Source organism: Buchnera aphidicola BCc, assembly GCF_000090965.1.
GTDB lineage: Bacteria > Pseudomonadota > Gammaproteobacteria > Enterobacterales > Enterobacteriaceae > Buchnera_F > Buchnera_F aphidicola_F.
On record NC_008513.1, the window covers coordinates 1 to 19,803 of the forward strand.

Consider the following 19,803-nt stretch of genomic DNA (forward strand, 5'->3'; position numbering starts at 1 on the left):
ATGTTTTTTTATGAAAAATTTGATATTATTGTTATCGGAGCTGGACACGCTGGTACAGAAGCGGCTTCAGCGTCTTCAAGAATGGGTCAGAAAACTTTATTAATTACACAAAAAAGAAGTACTATAGGAACACTTTCATGTAATCCAGCTATAGGAGGTTTAGGTAAAAGTCAATTAGTTAAAGAAATTGATGCATTAGGTGGTTTGATGGCAAAAGTTATTGATTATTCAGGTATTCAATTTAGAATACTAAATTCTAAGAAAGGATATGCTGTACGTTCTACACGAGCACAAGCAGATCGATTTTTGTATCAAAAAAATATGAATTATTTTTTAAATAATCAAAAAAATTTAACAATTTTTGAACAAGAAGTTTCAGATATAATAATTAAAAATTATCAAGTTCAAGGAATTATTACTAGTGATGGAAAAATTTTTAAAAGTTCTATTGTTATTTTAACTGCTGGGACATTTTTAAATGGAAAAATGTATATTGGTTCTGATGTTTTTGATGGTGGAAGAAGAAATGATGTATCAGCATCAATATTAGCAAATAATTTAAAAAAATATTTTTCAAAAATAGGTCGATTAAAAACTGGTACACCACCGAGATTAAAAAAAAAAAGTATAAATTTTGATATTTTAAAAAAACAATATGGAGATTATCCTACACCAGTTTTTTCTTTTTTAGGTAAAATAGAACAACATCCAAAACAAGTACCTTGTTATATTACATATACAAATGATCATACTCATTCAATTATTAAAAAAAACTTACATTTAAGTCCTTTATATAGTGGTTCTATTACAGGCATAGGTCCAAGATATTGTCCATCTATTGAAGATAAAATAATTAAATTTCCAGACAAAATTAGTCATCAAATATTTTTAGAACCTGAAGGTATTAATAGTGAAATTATTTATCCTAATGGAATATCTACTAGTTTACCAAAAGATATTCAAGTAGATCTGATACAATCAATTTCTGGATTAGAAAATGCTCATATTGTTCATTCTGGTTATGCCGTTGAATATGATTATTTTGATCCTCGTGATTTAAAAATGACTTTAGAATCAAAAAAAATTAAAAACTTATTTATGGCTGGACAAATTAATGGGACTACTGGATACGAAGAAGCAGCTGCACAGGGTTTAATTGCTGGTTTAAATGCAGCTTTAAAGATTCAATGCAAAGATACTTGGTATCCTAAAAGAAATGAGGCTTATATTGGAGTATTAATTGATGATTTATGTAGTAAAGGAACATCTGAACCATATCGTATGTTTACTTCTAGAGCAGAATATAGATTATTATTAAGAGAAAATAATGCTGATGAAAGATTAACTACTATTGGTTATAAATTAGGTTTAATAGATGATTTCCGTTGGAAAATTTTTTCTAAAAAACAAGATAGTATTTCAAGAGAACGTAATCGTTTAAAAAATATTATATTACAACCAAAAACTGTTTTTTTTTCTTCTAATAATAAAAAAACAATATATTTAAAAAAAAAATGTACTGCATTTGATCTTTTACGTAGACCAGAAATTTCATATAATGATTTAATTTTGTTTCTTAATTCTTTTTTAAAAAAAAAAATTGTTATTAAAAATAAAGAAATTACTGAAGAAATTGAAACTCAAAGTAAATATTTTGGATATATTCAACGACAAGAAAAAGAAATAAAAAAATATAAATATTATGAAAATAAAAAACTTTATTGTATAAAAGATTATAGAGAAATTTTAGGTTTATCTAATGAAGCAATTATTAAATTAAATAAATATCGTCCATCTTCAATTGGGCAAGCTTTGCGTATTTCAGGAATAACTCCAGTTACAATTTCAATATTATTAATATTTTTAAAAAAAAGAAAAAAAAAAAAGTTTTATTTTAAAAAATAAATATTTTATTTTTCGTTTTTTGGCAGGTTTAAAAACGTTAATACCTGCCGAAAGTAAATATTTTTAATGTTTTTTCTAAATATCTATATTTTTTGCATATAAAGCATTTTTTTTAATAAAATTTCTTCTTGGTTCTACTAAATCTCCCATTAATATACTAAATAATTGATCGGCGGATTTAGCATCATTCATAGTAACTTGTAGCATTTTTCTAGTTTTTGGATTCATTGTAGTCATCCATAATTGTTCAGGATTCATTTCTCCTAATCCTTTGTATCTTTGTATATTCAAAAAATCGTTTGTTTCTTTAATTAATAATGTAATAATTTTATCTATATTATTAAATATAAATTTTTTATTATTCAGTTTTATATACGCATTATGTTGAATTAAAAAATTAATTTTTAATATAAATTTAATAAATTTTTTATATTTTTTTGTTAATAAAAATTCATTTTTTAGATGATAAGAATAAAAATTATTATTACTACTAATATTTAATATTGGTTCATAGTTTTTTTGATTTTTTTTTATTTGATATGAATATATCTTTTTTTTTTCTTTTTTTTGTAAATTTTTTATTAATAATTTTATCCAATTTTTTACTTTGTTTTTTTTTTGTAAATTTTTTAATGGAATTATATAGATCATTATTTTAAAAATAAAACTTGGTATTATATATTTTTTTTTTAAAAATAATTTATTAATTTTATTATATTGAAAAATTATTTTAGAGAAAGTTTCTTCTTTTTTTTCTTGTTTTATTTTATATACTAAATAACATTTTTTTTGTATTAATTGATATTGATATTTATATAATTCATTAGTATCTGTTAAATATTTTTCTTTTTTTCCTTCTTTTATTTTATATAAAGGAGGTTGAGCAATATATATGTGTCCTTTTTTTATAATTTCAGGCATTTGTCGAAAAAAAAATGTTAATAATAAAGTTCTAATATGTAATCCATCTACATCAGCATCTGTCATAATTATTATATAATTATATCTTAATTTTTTAAGATCATATTCTTCTTTTCCAAATCCGCAACCTAATACAGTTATTAATGTTACTAATTCAGAAGAATTAATTATTTTTTCTAATCGTGCTTTTTCTATATTTAAAATTTTTCCTTTTAAAGGCAAAATTGCTTGGTTTCTTCTATTCCTTCCTTGTTTAGCAGACCCCCCAGCTGAATCTCCTTCAACTAAATATATTTCTGAAAATAAAGGATCTTTTTCTTGGCAATCTGATAATTTTCCTGAAAGGTTTGTGCTTTCAATTGTTCCCTTTTTTCTTGTTATTTCTCTAGCTTTTTTAGCTGCTTCTCTTGATCGAGCTGATTGTATGATTTTAGTAATTATAGGTTTAGATTCTTTTGGGTTTTCTAATAAAAAATTCATTAAATGTTCATTTAATAATGTTTCGACAACTGACTTTACTTCTGAAGATACTAATTTTTCTTTAGTTTGTGACGAAAATTTTGGATTAAACATTTTTATTGAAATTAATGCTATTAATCCTTCTCTTGTGTCATCTCCAGTAATTGTAATTTTGTTTTTTTTATTTGATTTTTCTCGATCAGAAAAGTTATTTAATGTTCTTGTTAATGCGGCACGAAAACCAGATAAATGACTACCTCCGTCTTGCTGGGGTATATTATTAGTAAAACATAAAATTTTTTCTTGAAATGTTGAATTCCATTGCATAGCAATATTTACTTCAATATTTTTTTTTTTTTTTTTAAAAATAAAAATTTTATTATGTATAGGTATTTTTGAATTATTTAAAAATTTTATAAAATTTTTTATACCACCTTTATTTAAGTATTGAAAATATATTTTATTTCTCATATCTGTTAATTTGATTAACAAATTAGAATTTAAAAATGATAATTCTTGTAATCTTTTTTGTAAAATTTCAGACTGAAAATTATTTTGATTTGTAAAAATTTTTTCGTTCGGCCAAAATCTAATTTTTGTACCTTGTTTTTTTGTTTTTCCTATACATAATAAAGATTCTTTAGGATTTCCATGGAAATATATTTGTCGAATTTTGCTATTTCTATAAATATAAAGTTTTAGTTTTTTTGATAATGCATTAACAACTGAGATTCCTACTCCATGCAATCCTCCTGAAACTTTATATGAATTTTCATCAAATTTTCCTCCTGCATGTAAAACTGTCATTATAACTTCTGCTGCTGATATTCCTGCTTCTGGATGTATATCTATCGGTATACCTCTTCCATTATCACTGATGGATACAGAATTATCAGAATGTATTTTTACATTTATTGTATTACAAAATCCAGCTAAAGCTTCATCTATTGAATTATCAACTACTTCAAAAACCATATGATGTAAACCGGTTCCATCATCTGTATCTCCAATATACATTCCAGGTCTTTTTCTAACTGCATCTAATCCTTTTAAAATTTTTATATTTGATGAAGTATATAAATCTGACATAAAATTTCCTTTTTTATAAAAAAATTTTTTGTTTTATAAGATTTTTATTTAAATCTCTTTTAAAAAAGAGATTTTTATAAATTAATAATTTTAAGATATGGTAATTAAAATTTAATATTTATTTAAAACATAATATTTTTATGTACTTAATATTTTTATATTATAATTTTAAAGGCATTATTATATATAATATTTCTTTTTTTTTATCTGATTGAATTTGAATGCTAGAAATAGGAATTCTAAATGATATAGTAATAACTTCAACATCTAATACATTAAGAATATCTAATAGATAAAACACATTTATATGAAAAGAGATTTTTATTTTTTTATTATCAATAATAAATGAATCATATGATTTTTCGTCTTCTTGATTTTTTGATGTAATTATTAATTTATTTTTTAAAAAATTTAAACAAACACCTTTAAATATAGTATTGCATAATATTGATGTTTTTGATAATGATTTTTTTAATGGTTTTGTAGGTATTAAAATAGAATATTTTTTTTTTTTTAAAATTACGTCGTTATAATTAGGAAAGTTTCCGTCTAATATTTTTGTTTTTAATAAAATTTCATTTATTTTAAATGCAACATAATTATTATTAATAATTACTTTTACTTTTTTGTTTGTGTAATTAATTAGTCTAAATAATTCTAGTATACTTTTTTTATTAATAATAATAGAAAAATTTTTTATATTTAAATTTATTGCAATTTTGTATACTGATAATCGATATCCGTCTGTTGTTACACCATATAAATTATTTTTTTTATATTCTATAAGTATTCCATTTAACACATTTCTAATATCATTATTTGCTATTGAAAAAAATATTAATGAAATAATTTCTTTTAATATTTTTTCAGAAATAAAAAATTCTTTTTTTTTTATAAAATCATTAAAAATAGGAAAATTAGTACAAATCATAGTATTTAATTCAAATAAACTATTTAGTATACAAATACGCATTTTTTTATTTATAATTTTAAAATGTAATATTGCATCTTTAGATATATTACGACAAATATTTAAAATTTTTTTTCCAGAAATTGCAACACATCCAGATTTATATAAAATAAAAAATTTTTTATCTATATACGCATTTAATTCTACTTCTAAATTTGAACTAGTTAATTTTAATTTTTTTTCGTTAATTTTAATAATTATGTTTTCTAATATTGGAAATATTGGATTTTTTGTAATAATTCTATTCATTTTTTTAAATGAGTTAAAAAAATCATTTTTTTTAATTTTAAATTCCATAAATTTTATGCATTTAATTGGTTAAAGAGATATATAAAATCAGAATAAATTTCTGTTTTTTTTTTTTTAAGTTGATTTATTTTTTTATAAGCATATAAAACAGTAGTATGATCTTTTTTTCCAAATGCTGTTCCAATTTCTGAAAAGCTATAATGTGTTAGTTTTTTAGCTAGTGTCATAGCTATTTGTCTAGGATGTACAATTGATTGAGATCTTTTTTGAGAGATCATATCAGATATTCTAATATTAAAATATTTAGCAACAATTTTTTGAATATATATAATATTTATGTTTTTTTTCTTTTTTTTTATTTTATTTAAAATTTTTTTTACTAAATTAATAGTTATCTTTTCTTTATTTAATATAGATAATATTTGTATTTTTTTTAAAATACCCTCTAACTCTCTTACATTAGAAAATATTTTTTTTGCAATATATTTAGCTACTTCATAAGATAGAAGAATTTTATTTTCATATGCTTTATGCAATAAAATTTTAATTCTAGTTTTTAATTCTGGAGGATTTATTGAAATTGTTAACCCCCATTTAAATCTTGATTTTAATTGTTCAGTAATACCAGAAATATATTCAGGATAACAATCAGCTGTTAATACAATTTTTTGTTGTTTATTAAATAAGGTATTAAATGTATTGAATAATTCTTCTTGTGATTTCTTTTTATTAGAAAAAAACTGAATATCATCTAATAAAAGTACATCAATAGATCGATAGTAATTTTTGAATTTATCTATAGAATTATTTTTTAATGAATTTACCATATTTTGAATAAAATTTTCTGAGTGTATATAAATTACTTTTTTTTTTTTATTTTTTATTAAAAATTTATTACCAATTGCGTGTAGTAAATGAGTTTTTCCAAGACCAGTATTACCATATAAAAATAATGGATTATAAAAATTTTTTAAATTTTTTGTAAATTTATAAGAAGAATAGTAAGCTAGTTGATTTGATTGACCTTGAATAAAATTATGAAATTGATATTTTTTATTGATTTCTGAATGTAAATATATTTGAATATTTTTTTTTTTGTATATACATTTTTTTTTTTCTAGTTTTTTTTTTTCTATATTAATAATAATTTTTGGTGGATTATTACTGCATATTTTATATAATATTTTTTTAAAAATATTTACATATTTTTTTTTAATCCACCTAAATATAAATAGATTAGGAGTGTATATATAAATTATATTATTTTTAATAGTTACTTTTAATGGTAAAATCCATAAACTAAATTCTACCGGTGATAACTTTATTTGTAATTGTATTAAACATTTTTTCCATATTGGAAATATCATATATTAAATATCCATAATATAATAAATTATTAATAATAATTAATAAACATATTAAATTTGATTTATTAATATTGTATTTTTAATAAATATAAATAATATAAAAATTTTTAGTTATATATTTTTTAATAAAAATTAAATTTTATTTATTTAAACAAAATTATTTTTTTTAAAAACAATTATTGATAATAAATTTTATAACTGATATTTTATATTATAAAATAATTTTTTATTTATTAAAAATTTAGAAGGGAAATATAGTATGAAACGTACTTTTCAACCATCTAATATTAGACGTAATCGTACACATGGTTTTCGTGCTCGCATGTCATCTAAAAGCGGTCGAAATATAATATCACATCGACGTTCAAAATTACGTTCAGTTTTATGTGTTTAGTTATTAAATAAATATTTTAAAAATGTCACAATTTTCTTTTCATAAAAAATTACGTTTTATATCAAATACTAAATTTTATTTTACATGTAATAAAAAAAATAAAATTTATACAAAAAATTTTGTTTTATTAGCTAATTTTAATTTTTTAAATTTTCCACGATTAAGTATTTCTATTTCTAAAAAAAATATCAAAAAATCACATGATCGTAATAGAATTAAACGTATTATTAGAGAAAGTTTTCGTTTGTTTCAAAATAATTTAAAATATATGGATTTTTTTTTTGATTGTAAAAAAAATGTACATTTATATGATAATAAAATTATTTTTTATTTTTTACGAAAATTATGGTTTATGAAAAAAAATTAAGTTAATTTAAATAAATTATATCATGTATTAATATATAATAGATATATTTTTTGTTTTATTTTTTAATTATAGTTGATAAAATTTTTATAATATATATATAATATTTTATTTTTTAAATATTTTAAATTTTTTTTATTTTTAAAAATGAAAAATTTTTTAAAATGTTTTTCTAATTTTAATTAGAATATTTATTATAAAATAGTAGTTTTATATAATTTTGATTGTAATTTTTAATAAATTATAAGAATTCATATTTTATTATATTTAAATAGTTTTTAAATAAATATTAAATAAAAAAAAATTTATATTTATATATTTTATAAACAATTATAAATAATTAGAAAATATAATTTTTAATATAATGATTATAAAAGAAAATAATAATAAATTAAAATAGGTAAATTACTATGTTACAAAAATATTTTTTCACTACTAGAATATTAAAATATCTAAAATTATATACTTTTTATTCACATCAATTAAATGATTTTTTTTCTTCTTTTAATTTTATTTCTAAGTTGTCTTATTTTAAATCGTATATTTTATATAATATATTTTCTAATTTTTTATGTAAATTAGAAATGCAAATAAATTTATCAAAAATTTCTGATAATTTATCATTAATAAATCGATATGGAAAATTACATATTATTGCTTATCCTTTATTTCACTTATTAAATTTTTTTTATAAATTTTTTAATAATTGGGGAATAGCAATTATTTTTGTTACTATTCTTATTAAAATTATTATATATCCTTTGACTAAATTACAATATACTTCAGTTTTACAAATGAAATTATTACAACCAAAAATTGATATATTAAAAAATAAATATGCTGATAATAAAGATAAAATGAATAAAAAAATTTTAGAATTATATTCTTCTAAAAAATTTAATCCATTTAATAGTTTTTTTTCATTTTTAATTCAAACTCCTATATTTTTAGCTTTTTATTCTGTTTTGTCTTCTTCTGTAGAATTAAAAAATGCACCTTTTTTTTTATGGATTAAAGACTTATCTAGTTATGATCCATATCATGTATTACCATTACTAATGGGTATTAGTATTTTATTAACACAAATAAGTGAGATTGATGATAAAACTACTAGAAAAAGAAAATTTTTAAGTTTTTTTTCTGTTTTTTTTGCAGCCTTTTTTTTATGGTTTCCGTCTGGATTAATTTTATATTATATTACAAGTAATATAGTTACATTAATACAGCATTGGTTTATACGTATACAGTTTTTCAAAAAAAATACTTAATTTTATTAAAATTTTTTTTTTATTTTATTAAATTATTTAAAAAAGAGTTTTATTATATATGGAATAAAATAGTTATGAAATTTTTTGATACTATAGTTTCTCCAGCTACTGTGATCGGTCGTTCAGGTATAGGAATTATAAGAATTTCTGGAATTTCAGTATTAAAAATAATAAAAAAATTTTTAAAAATTTCTATGAAAGAAAGATTCGCATATTTTTCATCTTTTTATGATGTTAAAAATAATTTATTAGATCAAGGAATAGCTTTATTTTTTTTAGCTCCTAAATCTTTTACAGGAGAAAATATTTTAGAATTTCATAGTCATGGAAACCCTATTATATTAGATTTATTAATTAAAAATATTTTAACAATTAAAAATGTTAGGATAGCGAATCCAGGTGAATTTTCAAAAAGAGCATTTTTAAATAATAAAATTGATTTAGTTCAAGCTGAAGCTATTAATGATATAATAAATGCTGAATCACATTTATCAGTTAAAGCGGCTTTGTCTTCATTAAGGGGTACTTTTTCTAAAAAAATAAATAAAATTTTATTTAATTTAAAAGATATATATTCTGAAATTGAAGCTATTATTAATTTTCCTGAAGAATTAAACGATTTAAATATACAAAAAAATATTAAAAAAAAATTATCTTTTATTATAAAAATGATAACTAATTTATTAGATGAAACACATAAAAATTATATATTTTCTAATACTATCAAAATAGTTATTGCTGGACCTCCAAATGTAGGTAAATCTAGTTTATTAAATTTTCTATCAAAAGAAAAAGTTTCTATAGTTACTAATATTCCAGGTACTACTCGTGATGTTATACATAAAAATATATGGTTTAATGGCGTATGTTGTGAATTTTTAGATACTGCGGGATTACAAAAAAGTCAAGATATTATTGAAGTAATAGGTATTAAATTAGCAAAAAAACATATTAAATCTTGTAATCATATTTTTTTAATGTTTGATGTTACAAAAAAAAAAATGATTAATAATAATTTTATAAAAAATATTGTTAATAACTTAAAAAAAAATCAAAATATTACTTTTATTTTTAACAAAATTGATTTAATTAATAAAAAACCATATATAAGTATTATTTATAAAAAATTTGAATGTATTTATTTATCTCTTAAAAAAAATATTGGTATAGAATATTTAAAAAATAAAATTTTAGAAATTACTACATTACATAATAATGTAGAAAGCACATTTTTAGCAAAAAAAAGACATATATCAGCATTAAAAAAATCATTGATGTATTTAATTAATGGTAAAAGAAATTGGATGAAAAATTTATATTTAGAATTATTATCTGATGATATTCGTTTATCTATAAAATATTTATTAAAAATAACAGGAAAATTTAATAGTGAAGATTTATTAGATAAAATTTTTTCTAAATTTTGTATTGGAAAATAATTTTGGTATTAAAAAAAATATTTAAAAAATATATAGATTTTGCCCGGAGGCGGAATTGAACCACCGACACGGGGATTTTCAGTCCCCTGCTCTACCGACTGAGCTATCCGGGCGTTAAAAATATTAAACATGAAATTAATAGTTTTGTCAATGTTTTTATATTATTTAATATATATATTAAAATAAAAAAATAAAATTTAAATTTCCCCTTGAAATTCTTTCTTAAGGTCCATATATTCTTAAAATATAAGAGTTGAATAAAATAAATTTCTCTTAGTAATTATTTAATAGATATTATTTAGATTTAAATTGAAAAAAGGATTATTATATGAAGCTTCGTCCATTGCATGATAGAGTAATTGTTAAACGCAATGAAGTAGAATTAAAATCTGCTGGAGGTATTGTTTTAACAGGTTCAGCAGCTGGAAAATCTACTCGTGGAGTTGTTTTATCAGTTGGTAAAGGTCGAATTTTAGATAATGGTAGTATAAAAAAATTAGATGTAAAAGTTGGAGATATTGTTATTTTTAATGAAGGTTATGGAGCAAAAACAGAAACGATTAATAATGAAGAAGTATTAATTCTTACAGAAAATGATATTTTAGCAATTGTTGAAAAATAAAATTATATAAAAATTTATTTTTAATTATTTATTAAATACTGTGAGGATATTAACATGGCTGCAAAAGATGTGAAATTTGGTAATGAAGCTCGAATTAAAATGTTACATGGAGTAAATGTTTTAGCAGATGCTGTAAAAGTAACATTAGGTCCTAAAGGAAGAAATGTAGTTTTAGATAAATCATTTGGACCACCAAGTATTACTAAGGATGGCGTATCAGTAGCTCGAGAAATTGAATTAGAAGATAAATTTGAAAATATGGGTGCGCAAATGGTCAAGGAAGTAGCTTCTAAGGCAAATGATGCCGCAGGTGATGGAACAACAACAGCTACATTATTAGCGCAATCTATTGTAAATGAAGGTTTAAAAGCAGTAGCTGCTGGAATGAATCCTATGGATTTAAAAAGAGGAATTGATAAAGCAGTAATAGATGCTGTAGATGAATTAAAAAAATTATCCGTACCTTGTGCAGATTCTAAAGCAATTACTCAGGTTGGTACTATTTCAGCTAATGCAGATGAAAAGGTTGGTTCATTAATTGCAGAAGCTATGGAAAAAGTAGGAAATGATGGTGTTATAACTGTTGAAGAAGGGACAGGATTACAAAATGAATTAGAAGTAGTAAAAGGTATGCAATTTGATAGAGGTTATTTATCTCCATACTTTATTAATCAACCTGAAACAGGATTAGTAGAATTAGAAAATCCGTATATTTTAATGGTAGATAAAAAAATTTCTAATATTCGTGAATTATTACCTATTTTAGAAGCTGTTGCTAAATCTAGTAAACCATTATTAATTATTTCAGAAGATTTAGAAGGTGAAGCTTTAGCTACTTTAGTAGTAAATTCTATGAGAGGAATAGTAAAAGTTGCAGCTGTTAAAGCTCCAGGTTTTGGAGATCGTAGAAAAGCAATGTTACAAGATATTTCTATTTTAACTGGTGGTTCTGTAATTTCTGAAGAATTAGCTATGGATTTAGAAAAATCTTCTTTAGAAGATTTAGGGCAAGCTAAACGTGTTGTCATTAATAAAGATACAACAACAATTATTGATGGTAATGGAAATAAAGAAGCTATTAAAAGTCGTATTAGTCAAATTAGACAAGAAATAAATGAAGCTACATCAGATTATGATAAAGAAAAATTAAATGAACGTTTAGCAAAATTATCTGGTGGTGTAGCAGTATTAAAAGTAGGTGCAGCAACTGAAGTAGAAATGAAAGAAAAAAAAGCTCGTGTTGAAGATGCTTTACATGCTACTAGAGCTGCAGTAGAAGAAGGTGTTGTTCCTGGTGGTGGTGTTGCTTTAGTTCGTGTTGCAGAAAAAATTTCCCGTATTAATGGTCAAAATGAAGATCAAAATGTTGGAATTCGTGTTGCTTTACGTGCTATGGAAGCTCCTTTACGTCAGATTGTAGCTAATTCTGGAGAAGAACCTTCAGTAGTAACAAATAATGTGAAAGATGGTCATGGTAATTATGGTTATAATGCAGCTACAGATGAGTATGGTGATATGATATCTTTTGGTATTTTAGATCCTACAAAAGTTACTAGATCTGCATTACAATATGCTGCTTCTGTTGCTGGATTAATGATAACAACAGAATGTATGGTAACAGATTTGCCTAAAGATGAAAAATCTTCATCTGAACTAAATTCAGCTCCTGGAAATGGAATGGGTGGCGGAATGGGTGGAATGATGTAATTTTTTGTTTTTATGTTATATGTCAATATATAAAAAGAGTTATTATACTTTATTTAGTATACTTCATAATTTCCTTGTTCTCTTTTTCGTTCTTTGAGAACAAGGGATTTCATATTTTATATGTGAGAGATAATTAATATGAAAGAATCTTATAGTGGCAATTCTTTAAAATCAGGTTTAAAAATTTTAATACAAAATCAACCTTATGAAATTCTTTTTAGTGAATTTATCAAACCAGGAAAAGGACAAGCTTTTGTTAGAATAAAGTTAAAACAATTATTAACTGGAAAATTGTTTCATCAAACAGTAAAAGCAACAGATATTTTTTATTCTGCTGATATTACAGAAATTAATGTATCTTATTTATATAATAATGGATTGAATTGGATTTTTATGTGTAAAAAAAATTTTGAACATATTTATGTTTTAAAAAAATTTTTATTTGGATGTGAAAAATGGTTAACAAATACTTCTAATTGCATAATTATGTTATGGAATAGTTCTCCTATTTCTGTATATATAGAAAATTTTATACAATTAAAAGTCATAGATTTTAATGTAGCAGTACAGGGAGATACAGTAAATTCATCTAGTAAATCAGTTACATTAGAAACCGGAGCTAAAGTACGAGTACCTTTATTTATTAAAAAAGGAGACTATATTAAAATAGATACTCGTATTGGAAAATATATATCACGTGTTAATAAATGATTTTTATCATTAACTATTTTAATATTCATTTCCAGATATATTTTTTCGATAGCTATCCCATTCAAATGTTAACCATAAGCTATTTCCTATGCACATTCTATCAATAACTCTTTCTCCAAGTAAATTTTTTATTCCTGCATGTGTTAAGTTTGATAACATTCCTGTAGATTTTTTGGATGAAGATCTTCGATCTATAATTTGATTTATAATTATTTTTTCATATTCAGATTTTAATTGTATACCAATTTCATCAATTATTAATAAATCAATTGTGCTAAAGTTATTTAATAGTTTTTCTTCTGTCATAGAATTTGTGTTTTTTTTATTAAATGTTTCTTTAATATATGACATAAGATCAGCTATAGTAATTATTAATACACTATTTCCTTGTAATATTAAATAATTTCCAATAGCTGCTGCTAAATGATTTTTTCCAGTTCCGGGTTTTCCAGAAAAAATGAAACTCGCAATACTATTTTTAAAATTTTCTGCATATTTACGAGATGCATTAAGCACTTTTTGATGTCCTTTATGATTAATATGATAATTTTCAAAAGAACAGTTCATATATAATTCTTTAATTCCAGATTTTCCTAAAGTTTTTTGTATTTTTATTGCTTTATTATTTTGAATAATTGATTGTGAATATTTTTTTCCTTGTTTTTGATTCCAAAGTAATAATTCTTTATCATTATAAAATTTTGGTTTTATATATTTAGGCATTATTTTTTTTAGTTTTTTTAAAAAATTATTCATTATAAATTATTTTTCCTATTATATTTCTAATTTAGATTAAATATTTTTTAATTTTTATTAAAAATATTATATATATGTTTTTTATAGTTAGTTTTATTATTTATTTAAATATATTTATTTATCTTTAAATAAATATATATATTTTTAAAAATTAAAATATTAATATTTATTATAAAATTTTTTAAAATATTAAATATTTAATTATTAATTTTTTTTGTAAAATAATGAAAATAATACATTTCCTATTTTTTTTTTTTTAATTAGTTTCCAATTTTTTGGATAATTAATATTGTTATCAATATGTTCAGTATATATAATTGAATTTTTATGTATCCATCTATATTTTTCTAAAAGTATAATTGATTGATTTAATAATTCTTTTTTTTTAAAAGGTGGATCTAGATAGATAATATCATATGGTTTTTCGAAATGTTGTAACCATTTTATAGTATTTACTCGTAGAACAAATACATTTTTTATTAAAAAATTTAATAATGTATGTCTTAATTTTTTTACTAATAGATAATTTTTTTCTAAAGCTGTAACTGATTTTGCTAATCTTGAAACTGATTCAATACTTAAATTACCACTTCCTGCAAAACAATCTAAACATACAGAATTTTTTATATATTTATCTAACCAACTAAAAACTGTTTCTTTAATTCGGCTTCTAGTAGGGCGAACATTTATTTTATTTTTTAAATCTATTATTCTACCTTTATATAAACCACTGATAATACGAATTTTCTTTCTTTTTATTTTTTTTTTCATTTTTATAATTTTACTATAAAAGTATTTTATTATTGATATAATAGAGTTATTATAATAAATAATTTTGAGGTTAATATGTGTGGTAAAAAAAATTTTTTTTCTCATTTAAATATTTTTTCTAAAAAAAAAAATGTTTTAAATAAAGATTTAAAAAGTAAAGATAAGATAGATAATATTAGTGATAATAAAAAATCAAAGATTGGTATTTTTTCTTTTTTAAAAAATTATTGGAATTCTACAAAAGATATTTTTACTAAAAAATTAAAAAATATATTTTTAAACAAAAATTTAGATAAAAAGTTTTTTAAAAAATTGGAAGATATATTATTATCTTCTGATTTTGGGGTTCAATCTACTAAAAAAATATTAAATTTATTTAAAGAAAAAATAAAAAAAAATAATATTACAGATACTAAAATAGCTAAAGTTTATTTTAAAGAAATATTATTAAAAATTTTAAAAAAATCAAGTAAATTTTCTGATAAGAATAATTATAGTAATCTATTAATTATTTTGGTTGTTGGAATTAATGGGGTGGGAAAAACTACTGCAGTAGTAAAATTAGCAAATTATTATAAAAATTTAGGAAAATCCGTTATTCTTTCTGCTTGTGATACTTTTAGATCTGCAGCAATAGATCAACTAATAGATTTAGGTAATTTATATAATATTGAAATATTTTATAAATCTATTGGTTCTGATCCTTCTTCTGTTGCTTTTGATTCAATAATATATGCTAAAAAAAAAAAAATTGATATAGTTATTATTGATACAGCTGGACGTATGCATAATAAAATGCATTTGATTCAAGAATTAAAAAAAATGAATAGAGTTATTAAAAAATGCTGTTCTACAGCTTTTTATAAAACTTATTTAGTTATTGATGCTGGAATTGGTCAAAATTCAATACAACAAGCAAAAATATTTTCTTCTGAAATAAATATTTCTGGTTCTATTATTACTAAATTAGATAGTACAGCTAAAGGTGGTATAATTTTTTCTATTATTAATGATTTAAAAATACCAATTTGTTATATCAGCGCAGGGGAAAAAATAACAGATTTTAATATTTTTGATTATAAATATTTCATTGAGAATTTTTATAATATTTTTTAAAAAATGATATAATTATTATCTTTTAGATAATTTTTTTTTTATTAAAATAAAATATTTTATATTTAGGAAAAAATGAAAAAATTAGAAAGTCAAATTAATATGATTGGTTTTTTTAATATTGGAAGTTTAGAAGCGTATATTCGATTAGCAAATTCTTTTTCTATTTTAACATCAGAAAAAGAAAAATCTCTTGCTAAAAAATTATTTTTTTATAGTGATATAGAATCAGCAAAATTATTAATTTTATCAAATTTACGATTTGTAATTCATGTAGCAAAAAATTATTCAGGATATGGTTTGCCACAAGCAGATTTAATTCAAGAAGGAAATATTGGATTAATGAAAGCTATTAGACGTTTTAACCCTAATATTAATGTTCGATTAGTTTCTTTTGCTGTACATTGGATAAAATCAGAAATTCATGAATATGTTTTGAGAAATTGGAGAATTGTAAAAATTGCAACAACTAAAGCTCAAAGAAAATTATTTTTTAATTTAAGAAAATCAAAAAAAAGATTAGGTTGGTTTAATCGTCATGAAATAGATACAGTTTCTCAGGAATTAGGAGTAAGTACTCAAGAAGTAAAAGAAATGGAAGCTCGAATGTCTGCTCAAGATATTACTTTTGATCTTTCTGCTAAAGATTCTCATCTTGATTCTATTACAAATAATTTACGTACTTCTTTTCATTTAGAAGATAAAAAATCTAATTTTTCTATAAAAATAGAAAAAGATAATTGGGCATTACATGCCACGAATAAACTTACTAACGCATTATTAATTTTAGATAAAAGAAGTCAACAAATTATTAAAAGACGATGGTTAGATGATGATAAACCTAAAATTACATTACAAGCAATTGCTAGAGATTATGGAATTTCTGCAGAAAGAGTAAGACAATTAGAAAAAAATGCTATGAAAAAATTAAAAATTGCTATTGAAGCATAGAATATGAATTATTTTAGTTAATAACATTAAATATTTCTAAATTTTTTTTAAAAAACACCAGAAATATTTTTAAATAAAAAACAAATAGGTTGAAATAATATTCAACTAATATAGTAAATCTTTATTGATTTTAAAGATTAAAGTCATGTATTATACATATTATATATCGTGTACATTATCACACTTTTAAAGTATAAATATATGATTATTATATTTAATATATCTTTTAAATAATTAATTATTATGAATACAAAAATAGGAAAAAATATATATGGCTATAAAAAATCATATACTAGGATTTCCTAGAATTGGTTTAAATCGTGAATTAAAATTTGCTTTAGAAAAATACTGGTCAAAAAAAAATACTTTAGAAGAATTACTTTTGATAGGTAAAAATATTAGAAAAGAAAATTGGAAAAATCAAATTGATAGTGGAATGGACTATGTTACTGTAGGTGATTTTGCATGGTATGATCATGTATTAAATATTAGCATGATGATAAATAATATACCAGAAAGACATAATCCTAATAATCATATTTTAAATATTGATACTTTATTTAAAGTAGCTAGAGGATCTAAAGGAGTAGATAATAATATTTGTTCAGCTTCAGAAATGACTAAGTGGTTTAATACAAATTATCATTATATAGTGCCTGAATTTACTTCTAATCAAAAATTTTATTTTGCTTGGAAACAAATTTTAGAAGAAACTGATGAAGCATTATCTTTAGGATATAAAGTAAAACCAGTTTTATTAGGTCCATTAACATATTTATGGTTAGGAAAAGTAAAAAATAGTAAAATAAATAAATTAGATTTATTAAAAAAAATATTACCTATTTATATCCAAGTATTTAAAGAATTATCTTCTAGAAATATTAATTGGATTCAAATTGATGAACCTATTTTAGTATTAGATATCCCTAAAAATTGGAAAAAAGAATTTCAATCGACTTATAAATTTTTAGATGGTAAAATAAAAATTTTATTAGCTACTTATTTTGGTGATATCACTCATAATTTAGATATTATTAATAAATTATCTATTCAAGGATTGCATATTGATTTAGTATCTAGTAAATATGATTTACTTAAATTGTCAAAATCAATTAATAATAATTTTTTATTATCATTAGGTATAATTAATGGAAGGAATATTTGGAAAACAAATCTTTTAGAATGGTTTTATAAGTTAAAAGATTTTATGAAAATAAATAATAATTTTTGGATAAGTTCTTCATGTTCTTTATTGCATGTTCCTTTAGATATCACTATTGAAGAAAATTTAACTGATTTTGTAAAATCATGGTTTTCTTTTGGTATTCAAAAATGTTTAGAAATTTCTTTATTATCTCAAGTTTTACAAAACAATTTAGATATCAAAGAATTAAAAAATTGGATTAAACCAATTCATGAATATAAATCTTCTAATATAGTTAATAATACTTCTGTACAAAAACGTACATTAAAAATTTCTTCAGAACAATTTATTAGAAAAAATGAATTTTCTGTTCGTTCTAAAATTCAAAAAGAAACATTATGTTTGCCTGTACTTCCTACTACTACTATTGGTTCTTTTCCTCAAACTTCAGAAATTAGAAAATTAAGATTAGATTATAAAAATAAAAAAATTAATCAATTAGACTATGAAAAACAAATTAAAATACACATAAAAAAAAATATTATTCAACAAGAACAATTAGGATTAGATGTTTTAGTTCATGGTGAACCTGAACGTAATGATATGGTAGAATATTTTAGTGAATATTTAGAAGGTTTTGTATTTACAACATATGGATGGGTACAAAGTTACGGTTCACGTTGTGTTAAACCGCCAATTATTGTAGGAGATATTAGTAGAATTACTCCTATGACAGTTATGTGGTCTAAATATGCTCAATCTTTAACTAAAAAACCAGTTAAAGCAATGTTAACAGGACCAGTAACAATTTTATGTTGGTCTTTTCCTAGAGAAGATATTTCTAAAGAAGATATATGTAATCAAATTGCAATATCTTTAAGAGATGAAGTGTTAGATTTAGAAAATTCTGGTATTAATATTATTCAAATTGATGAACCAGCATTACGAGAAGGTTTACCATTAAGAACTCATGAATGGAATAATTATTTACGATGGGCTGTAAAATCATTTAAGATATGCTCGTCTGGAGTTAAAAATAGTACTCAAATTCATACTCATATGTGTTATTGTGAGTTTAATGATATTATGCCGGCTATTGTAGATTTAGATGCAGATGTGATTACTATTGAAACATCTAGATCAGATATGGAATTATTAGAATTTTTTAAAACATTTAAATATCCAAATGCTATTGGTCCAGGAGTATATGATATTCATTCTCCAAATATACCATCTGTTCAATCGATAGAGAAATTACTAAAAAAAGCATTGAAATATATTTCAATTCAACAATTATGGGTAAATCCTGATTGTGGTTTAAAAACTCGTAATTGGACAGAGACATCTCTTGCATTACAAAATATGCTACAAGCAACTTTAAATATTAGAAAAGAATATTTTAAAAAATAAAAAATTTATTTTTTAATCCACTTTATGCAATCGAAAATTTTCTTGATTGTGTTTAGTGGTTATTAAAAATAAAATATTTTTTTATAAAAAATTAATAATTATAAAAATTTTATTTAATTTTTTAAAATTATTTTTGTATTTGATTTATAGTTTTATCAGAATTAATAAAAATATTCTCGAGCTGTTAATTAAT

16 protein-coding genes and 1 tRNA gene are annotated in these 19,803 nt (G+C 21.3%); 11 read left to right on the top strand and 6 right to left on the bottom strand.

The annotated features are described in order from the left end of the window. The gene (mnmG, locus tag BCC_RS00040; RefSeq protein ID WP_011672406.1) at positions 1-1,905 is read left to right on the top strand and encodes a tRNA uridine-5-carboxymethylaminomethyl(34) synthesis enzyme MnmG; all 1,905 of its coding nucleotides are present in this window, start codon (positions 1-3) and stop codon (positions 1,903-1,905) included. 75 nt (positions 1,906-1,980) lie between these two features. On the opposite strand, the gene gyrB is transcribed toward mnmG, so the two are convergent. From gyrB to dnaA, 3 genes are all read right to left on the bottom strand, one after another. Continuing rightward, positions 1,981-4,374, bottom strand: a complete 2,394-nt coding sequence (gene gyrB / locus BCC_RS00045) for a DNA topoisomerase (ATP-hydrolyzing) subunit B (protein WP_011672407.1) — start codon at positions 4,372-4,374, stop codon at positions 1,981-1,983. A 160-nt stretch (positions 4,375-4,534) separates the two neighbouring features. Beyond that, complete coding sequence (dnaN, locus tag BCC_RS00050; protein ID WP_011672408.1) at positions 4,535-5,641, bottom strand: DNA polymerase III subunit beta; 1,107 nt, start codon at positions 5,639-5,641, stop codon at positions 4,535-4,537. A 5-nt stretch (positions 5,642-5,646) separates the two neighbouring features. Beyond that, positions 5,647-6,960 (bottom strand): chromosomal replication initiator protein DnaA, encoded by a 1,314-nt coding sequence (gene dnaA, locus BCC_RS00055; protein ID WP_011672409.1) that lies wholly within the window; start codon positions 6,958-6,960, stop codon positions 5,647-5,649. 259 nt (positions 6,961-7,219) lie between these two features. On the opposite strand from dnaA, the gene rpmH reads away from it, so the two are divergent. From rpmH to mnmE, 4 genes are all read left to right on the top strand, one after another. Then, positions 7,220-7,354: a 50S ribosomal protein L34 gene (gene rpmH / locus BCC_RS00060; RefSeq protein ID WP_011672410.1), complete on the top strand. Its 135-nt coding sequence runs from the start codon at positions 7,220-7,222 to the stop codon at positions 7,352-7,354. A gap of 22 nt (positions 7,355-7,376) precedes the next feature. Continuing rightward, entirely contained in the window at positions 7,377-7,721 is a 345-nt protein-coding gene (rnpA, locus tag BCC_RS00065; RefSeq protein WP_011672411.1) for a ribonuclease P protein component, read from the top strand. A 407-nt stretch (positions 7,722-8,128) separates the two neighbouring features. Then, positions 8,129-8,986 (top strand): membrane protein insertase YidC, encoded by an 858-nt coding sequence (gene yidC / locus BCC_RS00070; protein WP_011672412.1) that lies wholly within the window; start codon positions 8,129-8,131, stop codon positions 8,984-8,986. Positions 8,987-9,060: 74 nt separating this feature from the next. Next, positions 9,061-10,425, top strand: coding sequence for a tRNA uridine-5-carboxymethylaminomethyl(34) synthesis GTPase MnmE (mnmE, locus tag BCC_RS00075; RefSeq protein ID WP_011672413.1), 1,365 nt, complete (start codon positions 9,061-9,063; stop codon positions 10,423-10,425). 40 nt (positions 10,426-10,465) lie between these two features. Here mnmE and BCC_RS00080 read toward each other — a convergent pair. Then, positions 10,466-10,538 (bottom strand) — tRNA-Phe (locus BCC_RS00080). A gap of 215 nt (positions 10,539-10,753) precedes the next feature. Between BCC_RS00080 and BCC_RS00085 the strand changes: the two genes are divergently transcribed. The 3 genes from BCC_RS00085 to efp all read left to right on the top strand — a co-directional run bounded on the left by BCC_RS00085 (position 10,754) and on the right by efp (position 13,465). Beyond that, positions 10,754-11,047: a co-chaperone GroES gene (locus tag BCC_RS00085; RefSeq protein ID WP_011672414.1), complete on the top strand. Its 294-nt coding sequence runs from the start codon at positions 10,754-10,756 to the stop codon at positions 11,045-11,047. A gap of 54 nt (positions 11,048-11,101) precedes the next feature. Beyond that, positions 11,102-12,754, top strand: a complete 1,653-nt coding sequence (gene groL, locus BCC_RS00090; RefSeq protein ID WP_011672415.1) for a chaperonin GroEL — start codon at positions 11,102-11,104, stop codon at positions 12,752-12,754. A gap of 138 nt (positions 12,755-12,892) precedes the next feature. After that, a complete protein-coding gene (efp, locus tag BCC_RS00095) occupies positions 12,893-13,465 on the top strand; it encodes an elongation factor P (protein WP_011672416.1) in 573 nt (190 codons plus the stop codon). 18 nt (positions 13,466-13,483) lie between these two features. Here the strand turns inward: efp and dnaC are convergent, their stop codons facing one another. Both dnaC and rsmD read right to left on the bottom strand, forming a co-directional pair. Further along, positions 13,484-14,221, bottom strand: coding sequence for a DNA replication protein DnaC (gene dnaC / locus BCC_RS00100; RefSeq protein WP_011672417.1), 738 nt, complete (start codon positions 14,219-14,221; stop codon positions 13,484-13,486). A 204-nt stretch (positions 14,222-14,425) separates the two neighbouring features. After that, positions 14,426-14,992, bottom strand: coding sequence for a 16S rRNA (guanine(966)-N(2))-methyltransferase RsmD (gene rsmD, locus BCC_RS00105; RefSeq protein WP_011672418.1), 567 nt, complete (start codon positions 14,990-14,992; stop codon positions 14,426-14,428). 75 nt (positions 14,993-15,067) lie between these two features. Here rsmD and ftsY point away from each other — a divergent pair, with 75 nt between their 5' ends. From ftsY to metE, 3 genes are all read left to right on the top strand, one after another. Then, positions 15,068-16,108, top strand: a complete 1,041-nt coding sequence (ftsY, locus tag BCC_RS00110) for a signal recognition particle-docking protein FtsY (protein WP_011672419.1) — start codon at positions 15,068-15,070, stop codon at positions 16,106-16,108. Positions 16,109-16,207: 99 nt separating this feature from the next. Continuing rightward, the gene (gene rpoH, locus BCC_RS00115; protein WP_041749147.1) at positions 16,208-17,056 is read left to right on the top strand and encodes an RNA polymerase sigma factor RpoH; all 849 of its coding nucleotides are present in this window, start codon (positions 16,208-16,210) and stop codon (positions 17,054-17,056) included. A gap of 271 nt (positions 17,057-17,327) precedes the next feature. Beyond that, positions 17,328-19,610: a 5-methyltetrahydropteroyltriglutamate--homocysteine S-methyltransferase gene (metE, locus tag BCC_RS00120; RefSeq protein ID WP_011672421.1), complete on the top strand. Its 2,283-nt coding sequence runs from the start codon at positions 17,328-17,330 to the stop codon at positions 19,608-19,610. The last annotated feature ends 193 nt before the right edge of the window (positions 19,611-19,803 follow it).

Coding starts and splice junctions, on each gene's coding strand:
- mnmG (WP_011672406.1), top strand. CDS start 1: ATGTTTTTTTATGAAAAATTTGATATTATTGTTATCGGAGCTGGACAC.
- gyrB (WP_011672407.1), bottom strand. CDS start 4,374: ATGTCAGATTTATATACTTCATCAAATATAAAAATTTTAAAAGGATTA.
- dnaN (WP_011672408.1), bottom strand. CDS start 5,641: ATGGAATTTAAAATTAAAAAAAATGATTTTTTTAACTCATTTAAAAAA.
- dnaA (WP_011672409.1), bottom strand. CDS start 6,960: ATGATATTTCCAATATGGAAAAAATGTTTAATACAATTACAAATAAAG.
- rpmH (WP_011672410.1), top strand. CDS start 7,220: ATGAAACGTACTTTTCAACCATCTAATATTAGACGTAATCGTACACAT.
- rnpA (WP_011672411.1), top strand. CDS start 7,377: ATGTCACAATTTTCTTTTCATAAAAAATTACGTTTTATATCAAATACT.
- yidC (WP_011672412.1), top strand. CDS start 8,129: ATGTTACAAAAATATTTTTTCACTACTAGAATATTAAAATATCTAAAA.
- mnmE (WP_011672413.1), top strand. CDS start 9,061: ATGAAATTTTTTGATACTATAGTTTCTCCAGCTACTGTGATCGGTCGT.
- BCC_RS00085 (WP_011672414.1), top strand. CDS start 10,754: ATGAAGCTTCGTCCATTGCATGATAGAGTAATTGTTAAACGCAATGAA.
- groL (WP_011672415.1), top strand. CDS start 11,102: ATGGCTGCAAAAGATGTGAAATTTGGTAATGAAGCTCGAATTAAAATG.
- efp (WP_011672416.1), top strand. CDS start 12,893: ATGAAAGAATCTTATAGTGGCAATTCTTTAAAATCAGGTTTAAAAATT.
- dnaC (WP_011672417.1), bottom strand. CDS start 14,221: ATGAATAATTTTTTAAAAAAACTAAAAAAAATAATGCCTAAATATATA.
- rsmD (WP_011672418.1), bottom strand. CDS start 14,992: ATGAAAAAAAAAATAAAAAGAAAGAAAATTCGTATTATCAGTGGTTTA.
- ftsY (WP_011672419.1), top strand. CDS start 15,068: ATGTGTGGTAAAAAAAATTTTTTTTCTCATTTAAATATTTTTTCTAAA.
- rpoH (WP_041749147.1), top strand. CDS start 16,208: ATGATTGGTTTTTTTAATATTGGAAGTTTAGAAGCGTATATTCGATTA.
- metE (WP_011672421.1), top strand. CDS start 17,328: ATGGCTATAAAAAATCATATACTAGGATTTCCTAGAATTGGTTTAAAT.